This window comes from Acidovorax sp. 99 (assembly GCF_003096455.1).
GTDB lineage: Bacteria > Pseudomonadota > Gammaproteobacteria > Burkholderiales > Burkholderiaceae_C > Acidovorax > Acidovorax delafieldii.
The window spans coordinates 2,710,694-2,726,329 of the sequence record NZ_QEKU01000001.1; the positions used below are offsets into that span (position 1 = coordinate 2,710,694).

Here is a 15,636-nt window from a genome sequence, read left to right on the forward strand (position 1 = left end):
GTATCTAAGGCGCAGACTCTCCCTGCTCACACAATGACCATCCAGACCGACGACTTCACCCCCGCCCCCGCCAAACGCGTCATCTCCGCAGTTCCCGTTTCCCCCCAAGAGGAGGCCATCGAACGTGCCCTGCGCCCCAAACTCTTGCAGGAGTATGTGGGCCAGGCCAAGGCCAGGGAGCAGTTGGAAATCTTCATCGGCGCGGCGAGGAAGCGGGGTGAGGCGCTGGACCATGTGCTGCTGTTCGGCCCGCCCGGCCTGGGCAAGACCACGCTGTCGCACATCATCGCGGCGGAGTTGGGCGTGAACCTGCGCCAGACCAGCGGCCCGGTGCTGGAAAAGCCCAAGGACCTGGCGGCGCTGCTGACCAACCTGGAAAAGAACGACGTTCTCTTCATCGACGAAATCCACCGCCTGTCACCCGTGGTGGAGGAAATCCTCTACCCCGCGCTGGAGGACTACCAGATCGACATCATGATCGGCGAGGGGCCGGCAGCGCGCAGCATCAAGCTGGACCTTCAGCCCTTCACCCTGGTGGGCGCCACCACGCGTGCGGGCATGCTGACCAACCCGTTGCGCGACCGCTTCGGCATCGTGGCGCGGCTGGAGTTCTACACGGCCGAGGAGCTGGCGCGCATTGTCCAGCGCAGTGCCGGGTTGCTCCATGCACCGATGGATGAGGAGGGTGGCTTCGAGATCGCCCGCCGCTCGCGCGGCACACCGCGCATTGCCAACCGGCTGCTGCGCCGGGTGCGCGACTATGCAGAGGTCAAGGGCGATGGGCGCATTACCAAACCCATTGCCGACAAGGCGCTGGCCATGCTTGATGTGGACCCGCAAGGCTTTGATGTGATGGACCGCAAGCTGCTCGAAGCCGTGATCCACCGCTTCGATGGCGGCCCCGTGGGGCTGGACAATATCGCGGCCAGCATTGGCGAAGAGGCCGGCACCATCGAGGATGTGATCGAGCCCTACCTGATCCAGCAGGGCTTCCTGCAGCGCACGCCGCGCGGGCGCATTGCCACGCTGGCGGCGTTCCGCCACTTGGGGGTCACGCCCCCGAAGGCGAGCGGGCAAGATCTGTTTGGGGTGTGAGGGGCGTGGCAGAGCTGGGCTCTGCGCGGGCTGTGCCCCGCAGCATGCCTGCCACGATCAGCGCCTGTGCAGCGTAATACGTCGCCAGCACCCAGACCTGCGCCATGGGTAGGGGCGTCACAAACCGGTTGGTGGCCAGCAGCGAGTCGCTGAGCATGAAAAACCCGGCGCCGATGGCGACACACGGCGAAGCGGCGTCGCGCAACACGGTGGCGCGGCCAATGGCCTGGGCCGCCATCAACGCAATCACCAGCACATAGGCTGCGACGGGCGCGCGGAGTGCAGGTGGCAGGCCACTCGTCCACAGAAAGGCGTACATGGCCGTGCCGATGCCCAGCGTGGCCGCTAGTGCACCCCGGTGCGGAAACCATGCCTGTCCACTTTTGAACAGCGCCACATAAAACAGATGCGCCACCAGAAAGCTCACCAGGCCGGGGATGAAGAAGCCCTGGAACATGAGAAACACATCCCCCGCCAATGACCCGCCCAGGGCCGCGATCAGCAAAACCCAGGGAGTTTTTGCACCTAGTGCACCTCTTGCGCTAGTCGAATATGCACTGGCAGCTACCAAAATAATAGCAATCGCCATGGTCAGCGGTTTGAACAGCCAATGCCATTGTGTGAACTCCAGCGCACTGGTGGCCGTGGCCAGTGCCGCGCTTTGCAGCATCAGCGCCATCAGCATGCGAAGGCGCCCCTGCATCACAGCGCCCAGCGACCATTGCACTGTCAGCAGCACAGCGAACCAGACGGCGTTGTGCGCCAGCGGCGCCGCATCGGCCTGCCACAAAAAGGCCGCCACGCCGCCGAGCAGCAGCACAAACTGCACCAGTGCAAACCATTGCACGGCGCGCGACATCGGTGGGTGGTAGCGCGCCATCTGCGCCATGTTGAAGGCCGGCTTGGGAAAGCGCTCCGCCACGTCCGCAGGCCGCCAGCCCGGCGGCTTGATCCAGACCTTGAGCTTGTCGAGCCAGCTGCGTGCGTGCCAGCTGTCGTGCGCCAGCCCCGCGTACACCTGGGCGTTGGCCCACAGTGGGTCCCAGCTATTGAGCAGGCCGCGGGTGCCATACACACATTTTTCCTGGTCGTCTTCGTCCTTGAAGGTGCCAAACAGTCGGTCCCACAGGATCAGGATGCCGCCGTAGTTTTTGTCCAGGTAGGCGTCGTTGACGGCATGGTGCACGCGGTGGTTGCTCGGGCTGCAGAACCAGCGGTCGAACCAGCCCAGGCGCCCCACCTGCTCGGTGTGCACCCAGAACTGGTAGAGCAGGTCAATCAGCGCCACGACGCCGAACACCAGCGGCGGAACGCCCGCCAGTGCCATGGGCACATAAAAGATCCAGCCCAGCAGCGCGCCCGAGCTCGTCTGGCGCAGGGCGGTGCTGAGGTTGTAGTCCTGGCTCTGGTGGTGCACCGCGTGCGCGGCCCACAGCACCGCCGATTCATGCCCCATGCGGTGGAGCCAGTAGTAGCACAAGTCGTAGAACACCAGCGCCAGCAGCCAGCCGGGCAGGCTGGTCCAGAACGCATCGTTGCGCCACAGCGCCACGTGCTCGAACAGGGCGGTGTAGATGCCGATGCGCAGCAGCCGCGTGAACACTGCGCTGGTCTGGCTGAGCATGCCCAGGCTGATGCTGCTGACGGCATCGGCTAGGCGGTAGGTGTTGCGCTGGCGCTTGAAGCCAATGGCCAGCTCAAGGGCGATCAGCAGGAAGAAGACGGGTGTGGCAAGGACGATGATCTGGCTGGGGCTCATGTTGCCGGATTGTGGTCCAGCAGCCAGCTCACACCGGGGCAGGTGAACCCCTATAGCCCCGGTGTTTAGAGGGCTGCGCCTATGTCAGCGCTCCCCGTGCATCCACCCGGATGATGCGCTCCACCGTACCGGCCGCCAAACCGCCGCGCACGCCGATCAAAAAGTCATGCAGATTGACCGTGGGGTCGCAATGGCCAGGGATGAGCCAGAGCATGTGTCCCAGGCTGGGCAGGCGGGCATCGGGAGCGTCCGCGTAGAGCAAGCCATGCTCGTCGCCCCCGTTGGCATAGCGCAAGGTGCGGTCGGCGGGCAGCAGGGCCACCGTGGGCAGGCCGGAGTCAATGGCGTGGCTCTTGTGACCGGCGTCGCACACGGCGTGGGTGTCGCGCACCGACACCACCTGGGTCTTGACGTACAGCGCATGTTCAAACGCGGGCTGCGCAGGATCGCGTTCGTTGCGAGCGTAATCTGCGTCCATGAACAAAAACGAGCCCGCCTGCAACTCGCCAAACACGCCGCTGGCGGCCTCGTGAACCAGGGTGCCTGTGCCTGATCCGGTGATCAGTGGCACGGGCAGCCCGGCGGCTTCGATGAGCTGGCGCGTGTGATCCGCCGCGCGAACGACAGCGGCGATGGTCTCGCGCCGACCCACGCTGCTGGCCAGGTGCTGGGCGCGCCCGTGGTAGGCCTGCAGCCCCGCAAACCGCAGGCGGGGGCTGCGCGACACGGCCAGCGCGAGAGGCACGGCGGCCTCGCCCGGCGGCACGCCACAGCGGCCCTGGCCCACGTCGATCTCGACCAGCACATCGATGCCCGCGTCGCTGCCGTACTGCGCCATGGCTTCGGCCAGGCGTTCGATGCCGTCGATGTGGTCCACGGCCACGCCCAGGCGACCGCCGCGTGCCGCCAGCAGCGCCGCCAGCCGCGCCACGCGGTGCAGCTTGGGCATGGCAATGACCTGGTTGGTGATGGTGATGTCATCGACCCCGCCAGCGGCCAGCGCCTCGGCCTCAGCGACCTTCTGCACGCACACGCCCTGGGCGCCAGCGCGTTGCTGCAGCAACGCGAGTTCGGCGCTCTTGTGCAGCTTGGCATGGGGGCGCCAGCGCACGTGGTGCTTGCGCGCGAAGTCGGCCATGCGCTGGATGTTGCGGTCCATGGCATCCAGGTCCACCACCAGAGCGGGGGTGTCGATAGCGTCCACCCGCTGGCCGATGGTGGATTGCAATTCAGGCGTGGTTTTCATCGCGCAGGACAATCTGGTCAAGGTGTTGGGTGTCCGCCCAGCCGACGAGGGTGAGGCCGTCAGGCGTCCACAGCAGGCGGTTGATGGCGGCGTTGGAGAGTTGCCAGGTGCGCGGCGCCTGGATGTCCTGGCGCGTGGCCAGGCGGTACAGCACATCGAGCACGCCGCCGTGCGCCACCATCACCACCTGCTCGCCCACATGCTGCTGCGCCAGCGCGGTCACGGTGCGTTCGATGCGGTCACGCAAGGTGACGAGGGATTCGCCGCCCTCGGGCGTGTAGTGGGGGTCGCGCTTGCGCCAGCGCAATGCGTCCTCGGGCAGTTCGGCCTCGATCTCGGCAAACGTGCGGCCCTGAAAGTGCCCGAAGCTGCGTTCGCGCAATCCCGGCTCGGTCTTCAACGGAGCGCCTGTGGTGCGGGCCACGGCCTGGGCGGTGGCGTGCGCGCGTTGCAGGTCGCTGGAGTAGATGGCTGCAATCGGCTCGCCCACGAGCGCCTGCGCGACCTGGGCGGCCTGCCACAGGCCGGTGTCGTTGAGCGGGATGTCCAGGTGGCCCTGGATGCGGGTGTCCACGTTCCAGGCGGTTTCGCCGTGGCGGATGGCAACGATGCGGGTGGCGTGCATGCAATAGACGGGCGTGGAGGGAATCAGTGTGAGGGCGGAACCAATGGCAGGCGTACTTGCCGTGGCCCCCCGGGCGGCTTCGGAAAGCCGTTGAGTGCGGCGTCGAACAGCACGCCATAGACGGCCGGATCGCTCACCCACACATCTTCGTGCACGGCGGAGGTTTCGTACACGACGGCCTGGGTGCTGGCGTCGCGCATCACGATGCTGACCGCGCGGCGGTGCAGGGGCGTGGGCTCGCCAAAACGCCACATGCCATGCACCCCCCAGCCCCGTCCATACCAGCCGCCCATGCCCCAGGGGCCGGGGCCGTAAGGGCCGTACGGGCGGAACGGGTCATAGCGCGGCACGGCGTCGGCCTGCACGCCCAGCTGCACCAGCAGGCGGGGCGCAGCATCGTCGCGCTGCAGGCCCGCGCGCGACAGGGCCTGTTCGGCCAGTGTGGTGATGGTGTCGAACGAAGGGGCCTGCTGCGAAGGCAGGCGCTCAATGCGGTACGTGGCAGGTGCGGGCATGGCCGCCAGCGTTGAGAAGCTCTGCACCTGGCCCTCCACCACGCGGGTGGTGCTGCAGCCTGCGAGCAGGGTGACGGTGAGGCCCAGGAGCAGGGCGGGAATCCATCGGCGTTGTGACATGGTCAGAGTGTCCTGAAACAAGGATCTCTGTGAGAGTGCCGCAGCCCGCCAGGGTTCACGACAGTTGCACCACCTGTACGCCGGGCAGCGATGGCGATGGCGCCGCAAACTCTTCCTTGTCAAAGGCCTTGTCGCCGTCTTCGCTGGCGATGCCGGTGGCCTTGGCGTTCTTGAAGTCGTACAGGCTGCCGTCCAGCAGGTGCGAGGGCACCACGTTCTGCAGGGCGTTGAACATGTTCTCCACGCGGCCGGGGAAGCGCTTTTCCCATTCGCGCAGCATCTCGCCCACCTGCTTGCGCTGCAGGTTTTCTTGGCTGCCGCACAGGTTGCAGGGGATGATGGGGAAGTTGCGGTGCGCAGCCCAGCGGGCGGTGTCCTTCTCGGCCACGTAGGCCAGCGGGCGGATCACCACATGCTTGCCGTCGTCGCTGACCAGCTTGGGGGGCATGCTCTTCATCTTGCCGCCAAAGAACATGTTGAGCAGCAGCGTCTGCAGGATGTCGTCGCGGTGGTGGCCCAGCGCGATCTTGGTGCAGCCCAGCTCATCGGCCACGCGGTACAGAATGCCCCGGCGCAGGCGGCTGCACAGGCTGCAGGTGGTCTTGCCCTCGGGGATCAGCTTCTTGACGATGCTGTAGGTGTCCTCGTTCTCGATGTGGAAGGGCACGCCGGTGCTGGCCAGGTACTCGGGCAGCACATGCTCAGGAAACCCCGGCTGCTTCTGGTCCAGGTTCACGGCCACCAGGTCAAAGTGAATGGGCGCGCGGGCCTTGAGCTTGAGCAGGATGTCCAGCAGCGCATAGCTGTCCTTGCCACCCGACATGCACACCATGACCTTGTCGCCTTCTTCAATCATGTTGAAGTCGACGATGGCCTTGCCGACTTCGCGGCACAGGCGCTTTTCCAGCTTGTGGGTTTCGCGCTCGATCTTCATGCGGGCGGCGCCGCTGGCGGCTGCCTCTGCAGGCTCGTCGGCCCAGCCGACGGGGGCGGAGAGGGCGGGGGTGGTGGTCGGGGCTTCGTTCACTACGGTGCTCATGGGGTCACCACTGTCCTGTCTCGACGCGAATGGCCACTTCGCAGTCGTCAAAAATTTCGAGTTTGGCAATCTTCACGCGCACGCCCAGCACGCCGGGCAGTTGCATCAGGCGGTTGGCCAGCTTGCCGATCAGGCTCTCCAGCAGGTTCACATGCTCGGCCGTGCACTCGTCGATGATGATCTGGCGCACACGCCGGTAGTCCAGCACATGGCCAATGTCGTCGTCGCGCGGGGCCAGCGGCTGCACGCCCAGGCTCAGTTCGGCATCGACCTGAATGGGTTGCGGGTCGGTCTTTTCGTGGTCGAGGATGCCCAGGTTGGCATCGAAGCGCAAACCGGTGAGCGTCAGGATCTGCGTGCCAGTCATCTGGGAAGGGGTCTGTGTCATGGTGGGGGCTCGTTGTGTGCGCAAGCGCTGGGCTCACATCAACGAGAAATCGCGGTCAAACTTCATCAGGTGCTGGCCGCCATCGACCAGCAGCGTGGTGCCGGTAATGGAACGGTTCTCCAGCGCAAACTTCACCGTGGCGGCCACGTCCTCGGCGGTGGAAGAGCGGCCCAGGGGGCTGAGGGAATGCAGCTGGGCGAACTTTTCGTCGCTCAGCATATGGCTGGTCAATGTGAGGCCGGGCGCCACGCCCACCACACGCACGCGCGGCGCCAGGGCCAGCGCCAGCATGGTGCCGGCGGCTTCCAGCGCGGCCTTGGAGAGCGTGTAGCTCATGAAGTCGGGGTTCTGGTTCCAGAGCTTCTGGTCCAGCAGGTTGACCACGGCGCCCTGCGCGTCGGCCTCACCCGCCGCCACCCGGTCGGCCACATGCTGGTGCAGGGCCTGGGCCAGCAGCACGGGGGCCGCGGTGTTGCTGCGCAGATGCTTTTCGAGCGCGGCAAAGCCAAAGGTCCCTACGTTGTCGTGCTCGAACAGGGAGGCGCTGTTGACCACCGCGTCCACGCTGCCAAAGTGCGCCACCACGCGGGGCAGCAGGCCGCGCACGGCGGCTTCGTCATCAAAATCGGCCTCAAAATGGGCGCTTGCGCTAGTCAATCTTGCACATTCAGCTACTGTATTGATAGCATCTTGCGCTGACGAGCGGTAGTGCACCGCCACCTGCCAGCCGCCGGCAGCCAGGGCCAGCGCAATGCTGCGGCCCAGGCGCTTGGCGGCACCGGTCACCAGCACGGTGCGGGGGCGGTGGGGAAGGGAAGGGGTGGACATGTGGGGGACAATGCGGGCCGTGACCCAAAGACCCGACAGTTTAACGACCGCCCTGCACCAGCACATCACCCGGGCCATTGCCGCCGAGGGTGGATGGCTGGGTTTTGACCGCTTCATGGCCCTGGCGTTGTATACGCCCGGCCTGGGCTACTACGCCAACGATTCCACCAAATTCGGCGCCATGCCGGAGTCAGGCAGCGATTTCGTGACCGCGCCCGAGATGACCCCACTGTTCGGCCAGACGCTGGCCGTGCAGGTGGGCGAGGCGCTGGCACACACCGGGACCGACGAGGTCTGGGAGTTTGGCGCGGGCTCCGGCGCGCTGGCGCTGCAGTTGCTGGATGCGTTGGGCGACCGGGTGCAGCGCTACACCATCGTCGATCTGTCGGGCAGCCTGCGCGCGCGCCAGCAGGCCAAGCTGGTAGCCCACGCCCACAAGCTGCGCTGGGTGGACGCCTTGCCCGAAAAGTTCAGCGGCGTGGTGGTGGGCAACGAGGTACTGGACGCCATGCCCGTGCAACTGCTGGCGCGCCACGGCGGCCAGCAGGGCGGTGTGTGGCATGAGCGCGGCGTGGCGGTAGCTCAGGACGGCAGTTTTGCCTGGGCCGACCGCCCCACCGACCTGCGCCCGCCCATCGGCGTCGAAGGCCCGCAGGACTACCTGACCGAGATCCACGCCCAGGGCGAAGGCTTCATGCGCATGCTGGCCGACCGGCTCACGCGCGGCGCAGCCTTCTTGCTGGACTATGGGTTTGGCGAAGACGAGTACTACCACCCCCAGCGCCACATGGGCACCGTGATGTGCCACCAGGGCCATCTGGCCGATGGCGACCCGCTGGTGGCGGTGGGGCTCAAGGACATCACCGCGCATGTCAACTTCACCGCCATGGCGCTGGCCGCGCAGGAGGCGGGCCTGAACGTGCTGGGCTACACCACGCAGGCGCATTTCCTCATCAACTGTGGTTTGCTACCAAAAATGGAGCAACTACCGCAAGCTCAGCGGGCGACAGCGGCCAAATTGATCATGGAACACGAGATGGGCGAGCTGTTCAAGGTGCTGGCCGTGGGCGCAGGCGAGCCGTGGGAGCCGCTGGGGTTCAGCCACGGCGACCGTTCGCACCGGCTGTAGGCGGCGCAGGCGGCCTTGCCGTCTTGCTCTAGGGCAGAGATGGGACGGCGCTGCTGCGCGGGATCAGAGGCTCGCGGTCGGTTTGGGACTGCTTTGCGCGGTGTGCCTTGGGGGGGGGGCTCAACGCAGCTGCGCTGCGTCGCCGCCTTGGTCAGCCGTTAGAGTCACCGCATCGCTGCGGTCCTTCAGCCCCACCCCCGTCAGCCCCAGTTGCCGCGCCTCCTGGCACAGCCACCACAGGCGCGCAGCGGCGGCGGCCGGGGGCAGGCCCTCGGGCCGCACGTTAGAGATGCAATTGCGCTGCGCATCGTTGCGCCCCACCTGCGGGTGCCAGGTCAGGTAGATGCCCAGGCTGTCGGGCGAGCTGAGGCCCGGCCGCTCGCCGATCAGCACCGCCACCAGGCGCGCGCCCAGCAGTGCGCCCACCTCGTCACCCAGCGCCACGCGGGCCTGCTGGGCAATGACCACGGGGCCCAGCTGCCAGCCTGCGGGCGCCTGTTGGCAAATCGCGTCGATGAGCGGTGGCGCCTGCCGCGCCACGGCCAGGGACGAGAGGCCGTCGGCCACCACCAGCAGCAGGTCCACGGGGTGGCCGCCGCTGTGCTGATCGCCCGGGACGCGCAGCGCCTGCGCATCGGCGTCGCACAGGCGGCGGCCCAGGTCGGGGCGCAGCAGGTAGGTGGCGCGGTCGGGGGCGGCGCTGTGCACGGGGAGCGTCGCGCAGCCCTGGGCCTGCAGTTGGGCGGCCAGCGCTTCTGCGTCCAGCGGGATGTGCACGGCATCGCGCGCCTGCGCATGGGCCAGGCCAAAACGCAGCAGCTCGGCCGTGGGCAGGGCTGCGCCCGCACGCCCCAGGGCCAGGCGCGCCTGGGTGTGGGCGCGCAGGTCCTCCCAGGGGTCGGGAGGGATGCCGTGTGGCGCTGGTTCGTGTGTCATGCGCCCAGCCTCCATTGCCGCATCTGTGCCAGCGCCGGGTGTTGATCGTGGGCAGGCAGCAGGCGTCCGCCTGCATCGGTGACGTGCATGCGCTGCAGCCAGGCGCCAAACTCGGGTGCGCACTGCAGGCCCAGCACCTCGCGCAGATACAGCGCGTCGTGGAACGAAGTGCTCTGGTAGTTGAGCATGATGTCGTCCGCCCCTGGCACGCCCATGATGAAGGTCAGGCCCGCCGTGCCCAGCAGCGTCATCAGCGTGTCCATGTCGTCCGAATCGGCCTCGGCGTGGTTGGTGTAGCAAACATCGCAGCCCAGCGGCACTCCCAGCAGCTTGCCGCAGAAGTGGTCTTCCAGGCCCGCGCGGATGATCTGCTTGCCGTCGTACAGGTATTCCGGGCCGATGAAGCCGACCACCGTGTTGGTCAGCAGCGGCGCAAACGCGCGGGCGACGCCATATGCCCGCGCCTCGCAGGTCTGCTGGTCCACGCCATGGTGCGCGTTGGCCGACAGGGCGCTACCCTGGCCGGTTTCGAAATACATCACGTTGTCGCCCAGGGTTCCACGCTGCAGTGAAAGCGCAGCATCGCGCGCCTCCTTCAGCAGCGCCAGCGAAATGCCAAAGCTCGCGTTGGCCGCCTCGGTGCCCGCAATCGACTGGAAGACCAGGTCCACCGGCGCGCCTTGCTCCACCATCTGGATCGTGTTGGTCACATGCGTGAGCACACACGACTGCGTGGGGATCTGCAGCCGCTCGATCACGTCGCCCAGCATGTGCACCAGTCCGGTCAGGGCGGCGATGCTGTCGGTGGCCGGGTTCACGCCAATCACCGCGTCGCCCGCGCCGTACAGCAGGCCGTCGATCATCGACGCCGCAATGCCGCGCAGGTCGTCCGTGGGGTGGTTGGGTTGCAGCCGCACGGCCAGGTGGCCGGGCAGGCCGATGGTGTTGCGAAACCGCGTGACCACGCGGCATTTGCGCGCCACGGCGATCAAGTCCTGGTTGCGCATGAGCTTGCTCACGGCCGCCGCCATCTCGGGCGTGATGCCGGGTGCCACGGCGGCGAGCATGGCGCTGTCGGTGCCGTGGGCCAGCAGCCAGTTGCGGAAGTCCCCCACGGTGAGGTGGGCGAGGGGCGCGAACGCGGCGGCGTTGTGGGTGTCGAGGATGAGGCGCGTGACCTCGTCGCTTTCGTAGGGGATGAGCGCCTCGCTCAGAAAGCGCGACAGGGGAATGTCGGCCAGGCACAGGCGCGCGGCCATGCGCTCCACAGCCGATGTGGTTGCCACGCCTGCCAGGGCGTCGCCCGAGCGCAGCGGCGTGGCCTTGGCCATCACCTCGCGCAGGTCGCTGAACTGCCAGCGCTCGCCGCCAATGGTGTGCTGGTAGGCCATGGTGTGCTCTGCCCCTTCTGAATTGATCAGGCCACCACAATATGGCAGCCTGCTGCCTGCAGGGCCGCGAAGGCGGGCAGGGTGCGGGCACCCGCGTCGGTGACCAGCGTGCCCACGTCGGACAGGCTGGCATAGGTCACGCGGCTGGCTTGCCCCACCTTGCTGTGGTCGGCCAGCAAGATCAGCTCCTTGGCCTGCGCAGCCATGGCGCGGGCCACGGCGGCCTCGTGGTGTTCAAAGCTGGTGGCGCCACTGTGCACGCTGATGCCCACGGGCGAGAGCAGGGCCACATCGGCGCGGTAGCGGTGGATTTCGGCCACGGTGGTGTCGCCATGGGTGGCCTGCACGGCAGGGTCGGTGCGGCCTCCGAGCAGGATCACGTCGTTGCGCGTGTTGCGCCCCGCATCGGCCGCAGCGAGCTTGAGCGCCACGTTCAGCCCGTTGGTGATGATGGTCAGGCCCGACAGGCTCGACAACGCTTCGGCCAGCAGGGTGGTGGTGCTGCCCGCATCAATGAACAGCGTTTGCCCCGGCTGCAGCAGCTGTAAGGCGGCGCGGGCGATGGTGCGCTTTTCGCGCTCGCGCACCGCCTGGCGCACGGCCAGCGGGGGTTCGGGCTCTGGCCCCTGTGCCACCACGCCCCCGTGCACGCGCCGCAAAATGCCCTGCGACTCCAGGGCGAGGATGTCGCGGCGGACAGTTTCGCGGGACACATCCAGGTCTTGTGCAATGCGCTCGGTGCTCACCCGCGAGAGCGTGGACAGCAGGGTGCGGATGCGGAGGAAACGTTCTTCTTGCAGCATGGGGCGATGTTAGGCGGGCTTGGAGCCTGGGGCGCGTCGGACGCGGCGCTGCGTGCCAAAGTGCAGCAGCAGCGCCAGCGACCCCACCACCGCCATGATGCAGGTAGAGAACGCTGCCGCCTGCGAGGTCAGCCCCGCTTCATCCAGCCGCATCACCGTCACCGCCCCCATGGGCAGCGAGGGCGTGATGAGGAAGATGACCGCCGACAGCGTGACCATGGAGCGCATGAACAAGAACACCAGCACCGCCAGCAACGTAGGCAGCAGCGCGGGCAGGTACACATCGCGCAGCACGCGGGCGGTGCTGCCGCCCAGTACGGTGGTGGCGTCTTCCAGCGTGGTGGGCACGTTGCGCATGCCGGTCATCATGGTCATGAAGCCCTGCGTGTGGTAGTGGTAGTAGTTGCACAGCGCCAGCAAAATGGCCGTGCCATACAGCATGCCCCAGGGCCAGGTGGCCGTGTTGAAGGTGAACACATAGGCCAGCCCCAGCACCAGCCCGGGCACGCCCACCGGCAAGGCCGATAGCGCTGTGGCCGCCTGCGCCAGCCGCCCCGGCAGGCGGCGGATGCCAAAGCACAGCACAAACAGCATCGCCGCGCCCACGCTGGCGGCCAGGGCCGAAACCCACACCGAGGTCCACAGCGGCGCATAGCCCCCCGCAATGGTGATGTCGTAGTGCTTGAGCGTGAGGTCCAGCCGATAGGGCCACAGCCGGATGAAGCTGGCCACCACCACCGTGAGCACCAGGGCCACGATGCTGCCCGCAATGCCCATGCAGGCGATGAAGAATGCGGTATCGCGCCCCGGGCGGCGGGTGGGCGTGGGCGGCAGGGCCGATTCGGCACCTGCCCCGGCACGCTGTGCGGCCATGCGTTCGATGAACACCGACAACGCGGCGGGCGCCAGCAGCAGCATGCCCACCACCGCGCCCATGCCAAACTTCATCTGCCCGCTGACCTGGTTGTAGATCTCGGTGGCCAGCACGGCAAAGTTGCCGCCAATGACCACGGCGTTGCCAAAGTCGGTGATGGTGATGGTGAACACCACAAACCCAGCGCTCAGCAGGCCGTAGCGGGCCTGCGGCAGCGTGATGTCGCAAAACTGCCGCCAGGGCGTGGCGCCCAGCACCTCGGCGGCGTCGTACTGCCGGGCATCGCCCTGGCGCAGCGCGGTGCGCACGATGAGCACGGCCTGCGGCAGCGCATAGAGCACGTCCGCAATCAGCAGGCCCCAAAAACCATAGATTTCGGGCCGTACGCCCAGCATCTTGCCCACGACGCCGTTGCGCCCCAGCAAAAAGATGAGTCCCAGCCCCAGCACCAGCGAGGGCGCCAGCATGGGCAGCGCCAGCGCCCCGGCCACAAAGCGGCGGCCCGGCATGCCGGTGCGCTCCAGCCCAAACGCCACCACAAAGGCCAGCACCAGCGTGACGGCCGTGGTTACGGCGCCCAGCAGCAGGCTGTTGGCCAGGGCCCGCCACACGCCCGGGGTGTCGAGCAGCGCGGCGTAGTTGCCCCAGCCGATGCCGCCCGTGTCCTGCACCAGGCTGCGCCAGGCAATGGCCAGCATGGGCACGCCAAAGAACAGCACCAGCGCGGCGAGCGGCAGCAGCAGGCAGGCACGCAGCAGCCAGCGCTCGCTGGCATGCATGGGCGGCAGTTGGGGGGCGGTGGTGGAGCTCATGCGTGCACCCAGGCGCAGTCCTGCGCGCTCACCGAGATGTTCACGTTCTGGCCAGCCTCCCAGGTGCTGGCGCTGCTGGATTCGGCCAGCAGGTCCAGGTCGTTCCAGCGCAGCTGCACCCGCTGGATGCTGCCCAGGAAGGTGGTGCCGGTGACGCGGCCCGCACCCTGTGCGCTGGCTTGCAGCTGCAGGCGTTCGGGGCGGATGCACAGCAGGGCTGACTCCGGCTCCATGCCTTCGGGGGCCCCGCCCAGGGCGGGCTGCAGCAGTCGTGCCTGGGCGGGCGGCAGCAGGTTGCTGTGCCCCATGAAGTTGGCCACAAAGCGGGTGCGCGGCGCCAGGTACAGCTCGCGCGGCGAGCCCGCCTGTGCAATGCGCCCACCCTGCATGCAGACGATGCGGTCGGCCATGGCCAGGGCTTCTTCCTGGTCGTGCGTGACCATGATGGTGGGGATGCCCAGGCGGCGCTGCACCTCGCGCAGCTCATGGCGCAGGTCGGCGCGCACGCGGGCGTCCAGTGCCGACAGGGGTTCGTCGAGCAACAGCAGCGAGGGGTTCACCGCCAGTGCCCGCGCAATGGCCACGCGCTGCTGCTGGCCGCCCGACAGCTGCGCCGGGTAGCGCCCGCCATAGTCGGCCAGCTTCACCATGTCCAGCAGCTCGGCCGTGCGCGCCTGCACCACATCGCGCGGTGTGCGGCGGATGGCCAGGCCGTAGCCCACGTTCTGCGCCACCGTCATGTGCGGGAACAGCGAGTACGACTGGAACACGATGCCAAAGCCCCGGTCGCGCGCCGGCAGCGTGGCCAGGTCACGGCCGCCCAGCGTGATGCGGCCGCCATCGGCAGGCAGCAGCCCCGCGATGATGCGCAGCAGCGTGGTCTTGCCGCAGCCGCTGGGGCCCAGCAGGCACACGAACTCCGAGGCGCCCACGGCGAGGTGGATGCGTTCGAGCGCGACCTGGCCGTCAAAGCTCTTGTGCAGGTCGGTGATCTGCAGGGACATGGTGTGTGGTCCTCGGGGAGTGAGGTTCAGTGCAGCGGTTCAGCGGCCGATGGTCTTTTGCCAGGCGCCCAGGATCGCGTCGCGTTCCTTGGCGGACTTGGCAAAGTCCATGGGGTAGAGCACCTTGGAGAGGTCGGCGGGCAGGCCTGCCGCTGCGGCCGCCTTGGATTGCGGCACGCCGGGCACGGTGACGATTTCCTTGTACTTGGTGTAGAGCTGCGCCGCGCCGGGCGACAGCGTCCAGTCCAGAAAGCGCTTGGCGTCGGCCTTGTTCTTGGAGCTGGCCATCAGGCCCGAGGCTTCCAGCTCATAGCCCGCGCCGTCAGTGGGGATCACCATCTTGACCGGGTAGCCCTCGTCCACCGACTGCATGGCCGCAAACGCCAGCGAGGTGCCAATTGCAAACTCACCCGCCCGCGCGGCCTTGCAGGGGCGCGAGCCCGACTTGATGTACTGCGCCACGTTGCCGTCCATGGCCTTGATGAGCTTCCAGCCCTCGTCATTGCCGCGCGACTGGATCAGCGCGGCAATCTGCAGGTAGCCCGTGCCCGAGGACACCGGGTTGGGCATGACGACCTCGCCCTTGTAGACGGGGTTGGTGAGGTCCTTCCACGACGTGGGCATGGGCAGCTTCTTGGCCTTGAGCACCTCGGTGTTCACACAGAACGCGGCCATGTAGCCGGTGGTGGTGAACCATTTGCCATCGGCGGCCTTGTCCTTGGCAGCCAGCTTGTCGCTGCCCTTGGGGCTATAGGGCTCCAGCAGGGCGGTGATGCGCGGGTCCAGCGTGTTAGTCAGCGCCCAGCCCCAGATCACATCGTGCTGCGGATTGGCGGCTTCGGCCAGGATGCGCGCACCCAGGTCGCCGGTGGACAGGCGCAGCAATTTGACATCCACATCGGGCAAGTCCTTTTTTGCGGCGGCCAGGTATTCCTTGATCTCATCTTCTTCGAGCGCGGTGTAGGCCGTGACGGTGCCCGCCTGCGCGGCGGTCAGCCCGCAGGCCAAGGCGCCCAGCACGGGCAGCAGGCGCAGGGCGGCAAAGAGGGAGGAGCTAGTGCGCATGAATTTC

At 67.4% G+C, this 15,636-nt stretch carries 15 protein-coding genes; 2 read left to right on the plus strand and 13 right to left on the minus strand.

Features of this window, described 5'->3' with window-relative positions; translation table 11 throughout:
• The first annotated feature begins 33 nt into the window (after window positions 1-33).
• A complete protein-coding gene (ruvB, locus tag C8C95_RS12675; protein WP_056059575.1) occupies window positions 34-1,095 on the plus strand; it encodes a Holliday junction branch migration DNA helicase RuvB in 1,062 nt (353 codons plus the stop codon).
• On the opposite strand, the gene C8C95_RS12680 is transcribed toward ruvB, so the two are convergent.
• The 7 genes from C8C95_RS12680 to C8C95_RS12710 form a co-directional block, all read right to left on the minus strand.
• Window positions 1,052-2,854, minus strand: coding sequence for a lysoplasmalogenase family protein (locus C8C95_RS12680; RefSeq protein WP_116748820.1), 1,803 nt, complete (start codon window positions 2,852-2,854; stop codon window positions 1,052-1,054). The two genes, ruvB and C8C95_RS12680, sit on opposite strands and share 44 nt — an antisense overlap.
• A gap of 79 nt (window positions 2,855-2,933) precedes the next feature.
• Window positions 2,934-4,100, minus strand: coding sequence for a DSD1 family PLP-dependent enzyme (locus C8C95_RS12685; protein ID WP_099731351.1), 1,167 nt, complete (start codon window positions 4,098-4,100; stop codon window positions 2,934-2,936).
• Window positions 4,084-4,725: a histidine phosphatase family protein gene (locus C8C95_RS12690; RefSeq protein WP_116748821.1), complete on the minus strand. Its 642-nt coding sequence runs from the start codon at window positions 4,723-4,725 to the stop codon at window positions 4,084-4,086. Before C8C95_RS12690 ends, C8C95_RS12685 begins: the two co-directional genes overlap by 17 nt.
• A gap of 23 nt (window positions 4,726-4,748) precedes the next feature.
• Window positions 4,749-5,360, minus strand: a complete 612-nt coding sequence (locus C8C95_RS12695; RefSeq protein WP_116748822.1) for a DUF4136 domain-containing protein — start codon at window positions 5,358-5,360, stop codon at window positions 4,749-4,751.
• 55 nt (window positions 5,361-5,415) lie between these two features.
• Complete coding sequence (gene ttcA / locus C8C95_RS12700; RefSeq protein WP_056060021.1) at window positions 5,416-6,294, minus strand: tRNA 2-thiocytidine(32) synthetase TtcA; 879 nt, start codon at window positions 6,292-6,294, stop codon at window positions 5,416-5,418.
• Window positions 6,295-6,403: 109 nt separating this feature from the next.
• Window positions 6,404-6,787, minus strand: a complete 384-nt coding sequence (locus tag C8C95_RS12705; RefSeq protein ID WP_192420890.1) for a dihydroneopterin aldolase — start codon at window positions 6,785-6,787, stop codon at window positions 6,404-6,406.
• Between the two features lie 33 nt (window positions 6,788-6,820).
• Window positions 6,821-7,615 carry an SDR family oxidoreductase gene (locus C8C95_RS12710; protein WP_116748823.1) on the minus strand — a complete coding sequence of 265 codons (795 nt, stop codon included), beginning with the start codon at window positions 7,613-7,615 and terminating at the stop codon, window positions 6,821-6,823.
• Window positions 7,616-7,625: 10 nt separating this feature from the next.
• Between C8C95_RS12710 and C8C95_RS12715 the strand changes: the two genes are divergently transcribed.
• Window positions 7,626-8,744 (plus strand): SAM-dependent methyltransferase, encoded by a 1,119-nt coding sequence (locus C8C95_RS12715; RefSeq protein ID WP_116748824.1) that lies wholly within the window; start codon window positions 7,626-7,628, stop codon window positions 8,742-8,744.
• A gap of 120 nt (window positions 8,745-8,864) precedes the next feature.
• Here C8C95_RS12715 and eutC read toward each other — a convergent pair whose 3' ends face one another.
• Genes eutC through C8C95_RS12745 form a run of 6 tightly spaced genes read right to left on the minus strand, consistent with a single transcriptional unit; the run spans window position 8,865 to window position 15,629 of the window.
• Window positions 8,865-9,680, minus strand: a complete 816-nt coding sequence (eutC, locus tag C8C95_RS12720) for an ethanolamine ammonia-lyase subunit EutC (protein WP_116750271.1) — start codon at window positions 9,678-9,680, stop codon at window positions 8,865-8,867.
• Window positions 9,677-11,071 (minus strand): ethanolamine ammonia-lyase subunit EutB, encoded by a 1,395-nt coding sequence (locus C8C95_RS12725; RefSeq protein ID WP_116748825.1) that lies wholly within the window; start codon window positions 11,069-11,071, stop codon window positions 9,677-9,679. Before C8C95_RS12725 ends, eutC begins: the two co-directional genes overlap by 4 nt.
• A gap of 26 nt (window positions 11,072-11,097) precedes the next feature.
• On the minus strand, window positions 11,098-11,874 hold the full coding sequence (locus tag C8C95_RS12730; RefSeq protein WP_116748826.1) for a DeoR/GlpR family DNA-binding transcription regulator: 777 nt from the start codon (window positions 11,872-11,874) through the stop codon (window positions 11,098-11,100).
• A 9-nt stretch (window positions 11,875-11,883) separates the two neighbouring features.
• Window positions 11,884-13,560, minus strand: coding sequence for an ABC transporter permease subunit (locus C8C95_RS12735; RefSeq protein ID WP_116748827.1), 1,677 nt, complete (start codon window positions 13,558-13,560; stop codon window positions 11,884-11,886).
• The gene (locus tag C8C95_RS12740; RefSeq protein ID WP_116748828.1) at window positions 13,557-14,564 is read right to left on the minus strand and encodes an ATP-binding cassette domain-containing protein; all 1,008 of its coding nucleotides are present in this window, start codon (window positions 14,562-14,564) and stop codon (window positions 13,557-13,559) included. Before C8C95_RS12740 ends, C8C95_RS12735 begins: the two co-directional genes overlap by 4 nt.
• Before the next feature lie 39 nt (window positions 14,565-14,603).
• Window positions 14,604-15,629 (minus strand): ABC transporter substrate-binding protein, encoded by a 1,026-nt coding sequence (locus tag C8C95_RS12745; protein WP_116748829.1) that lies wholly within the window; start codon window positions 15,627-15,629, stop codon window positions 14,604-14,606.
• Window positions 15,630-15,636: the final 7 nt, after the last annotated feature.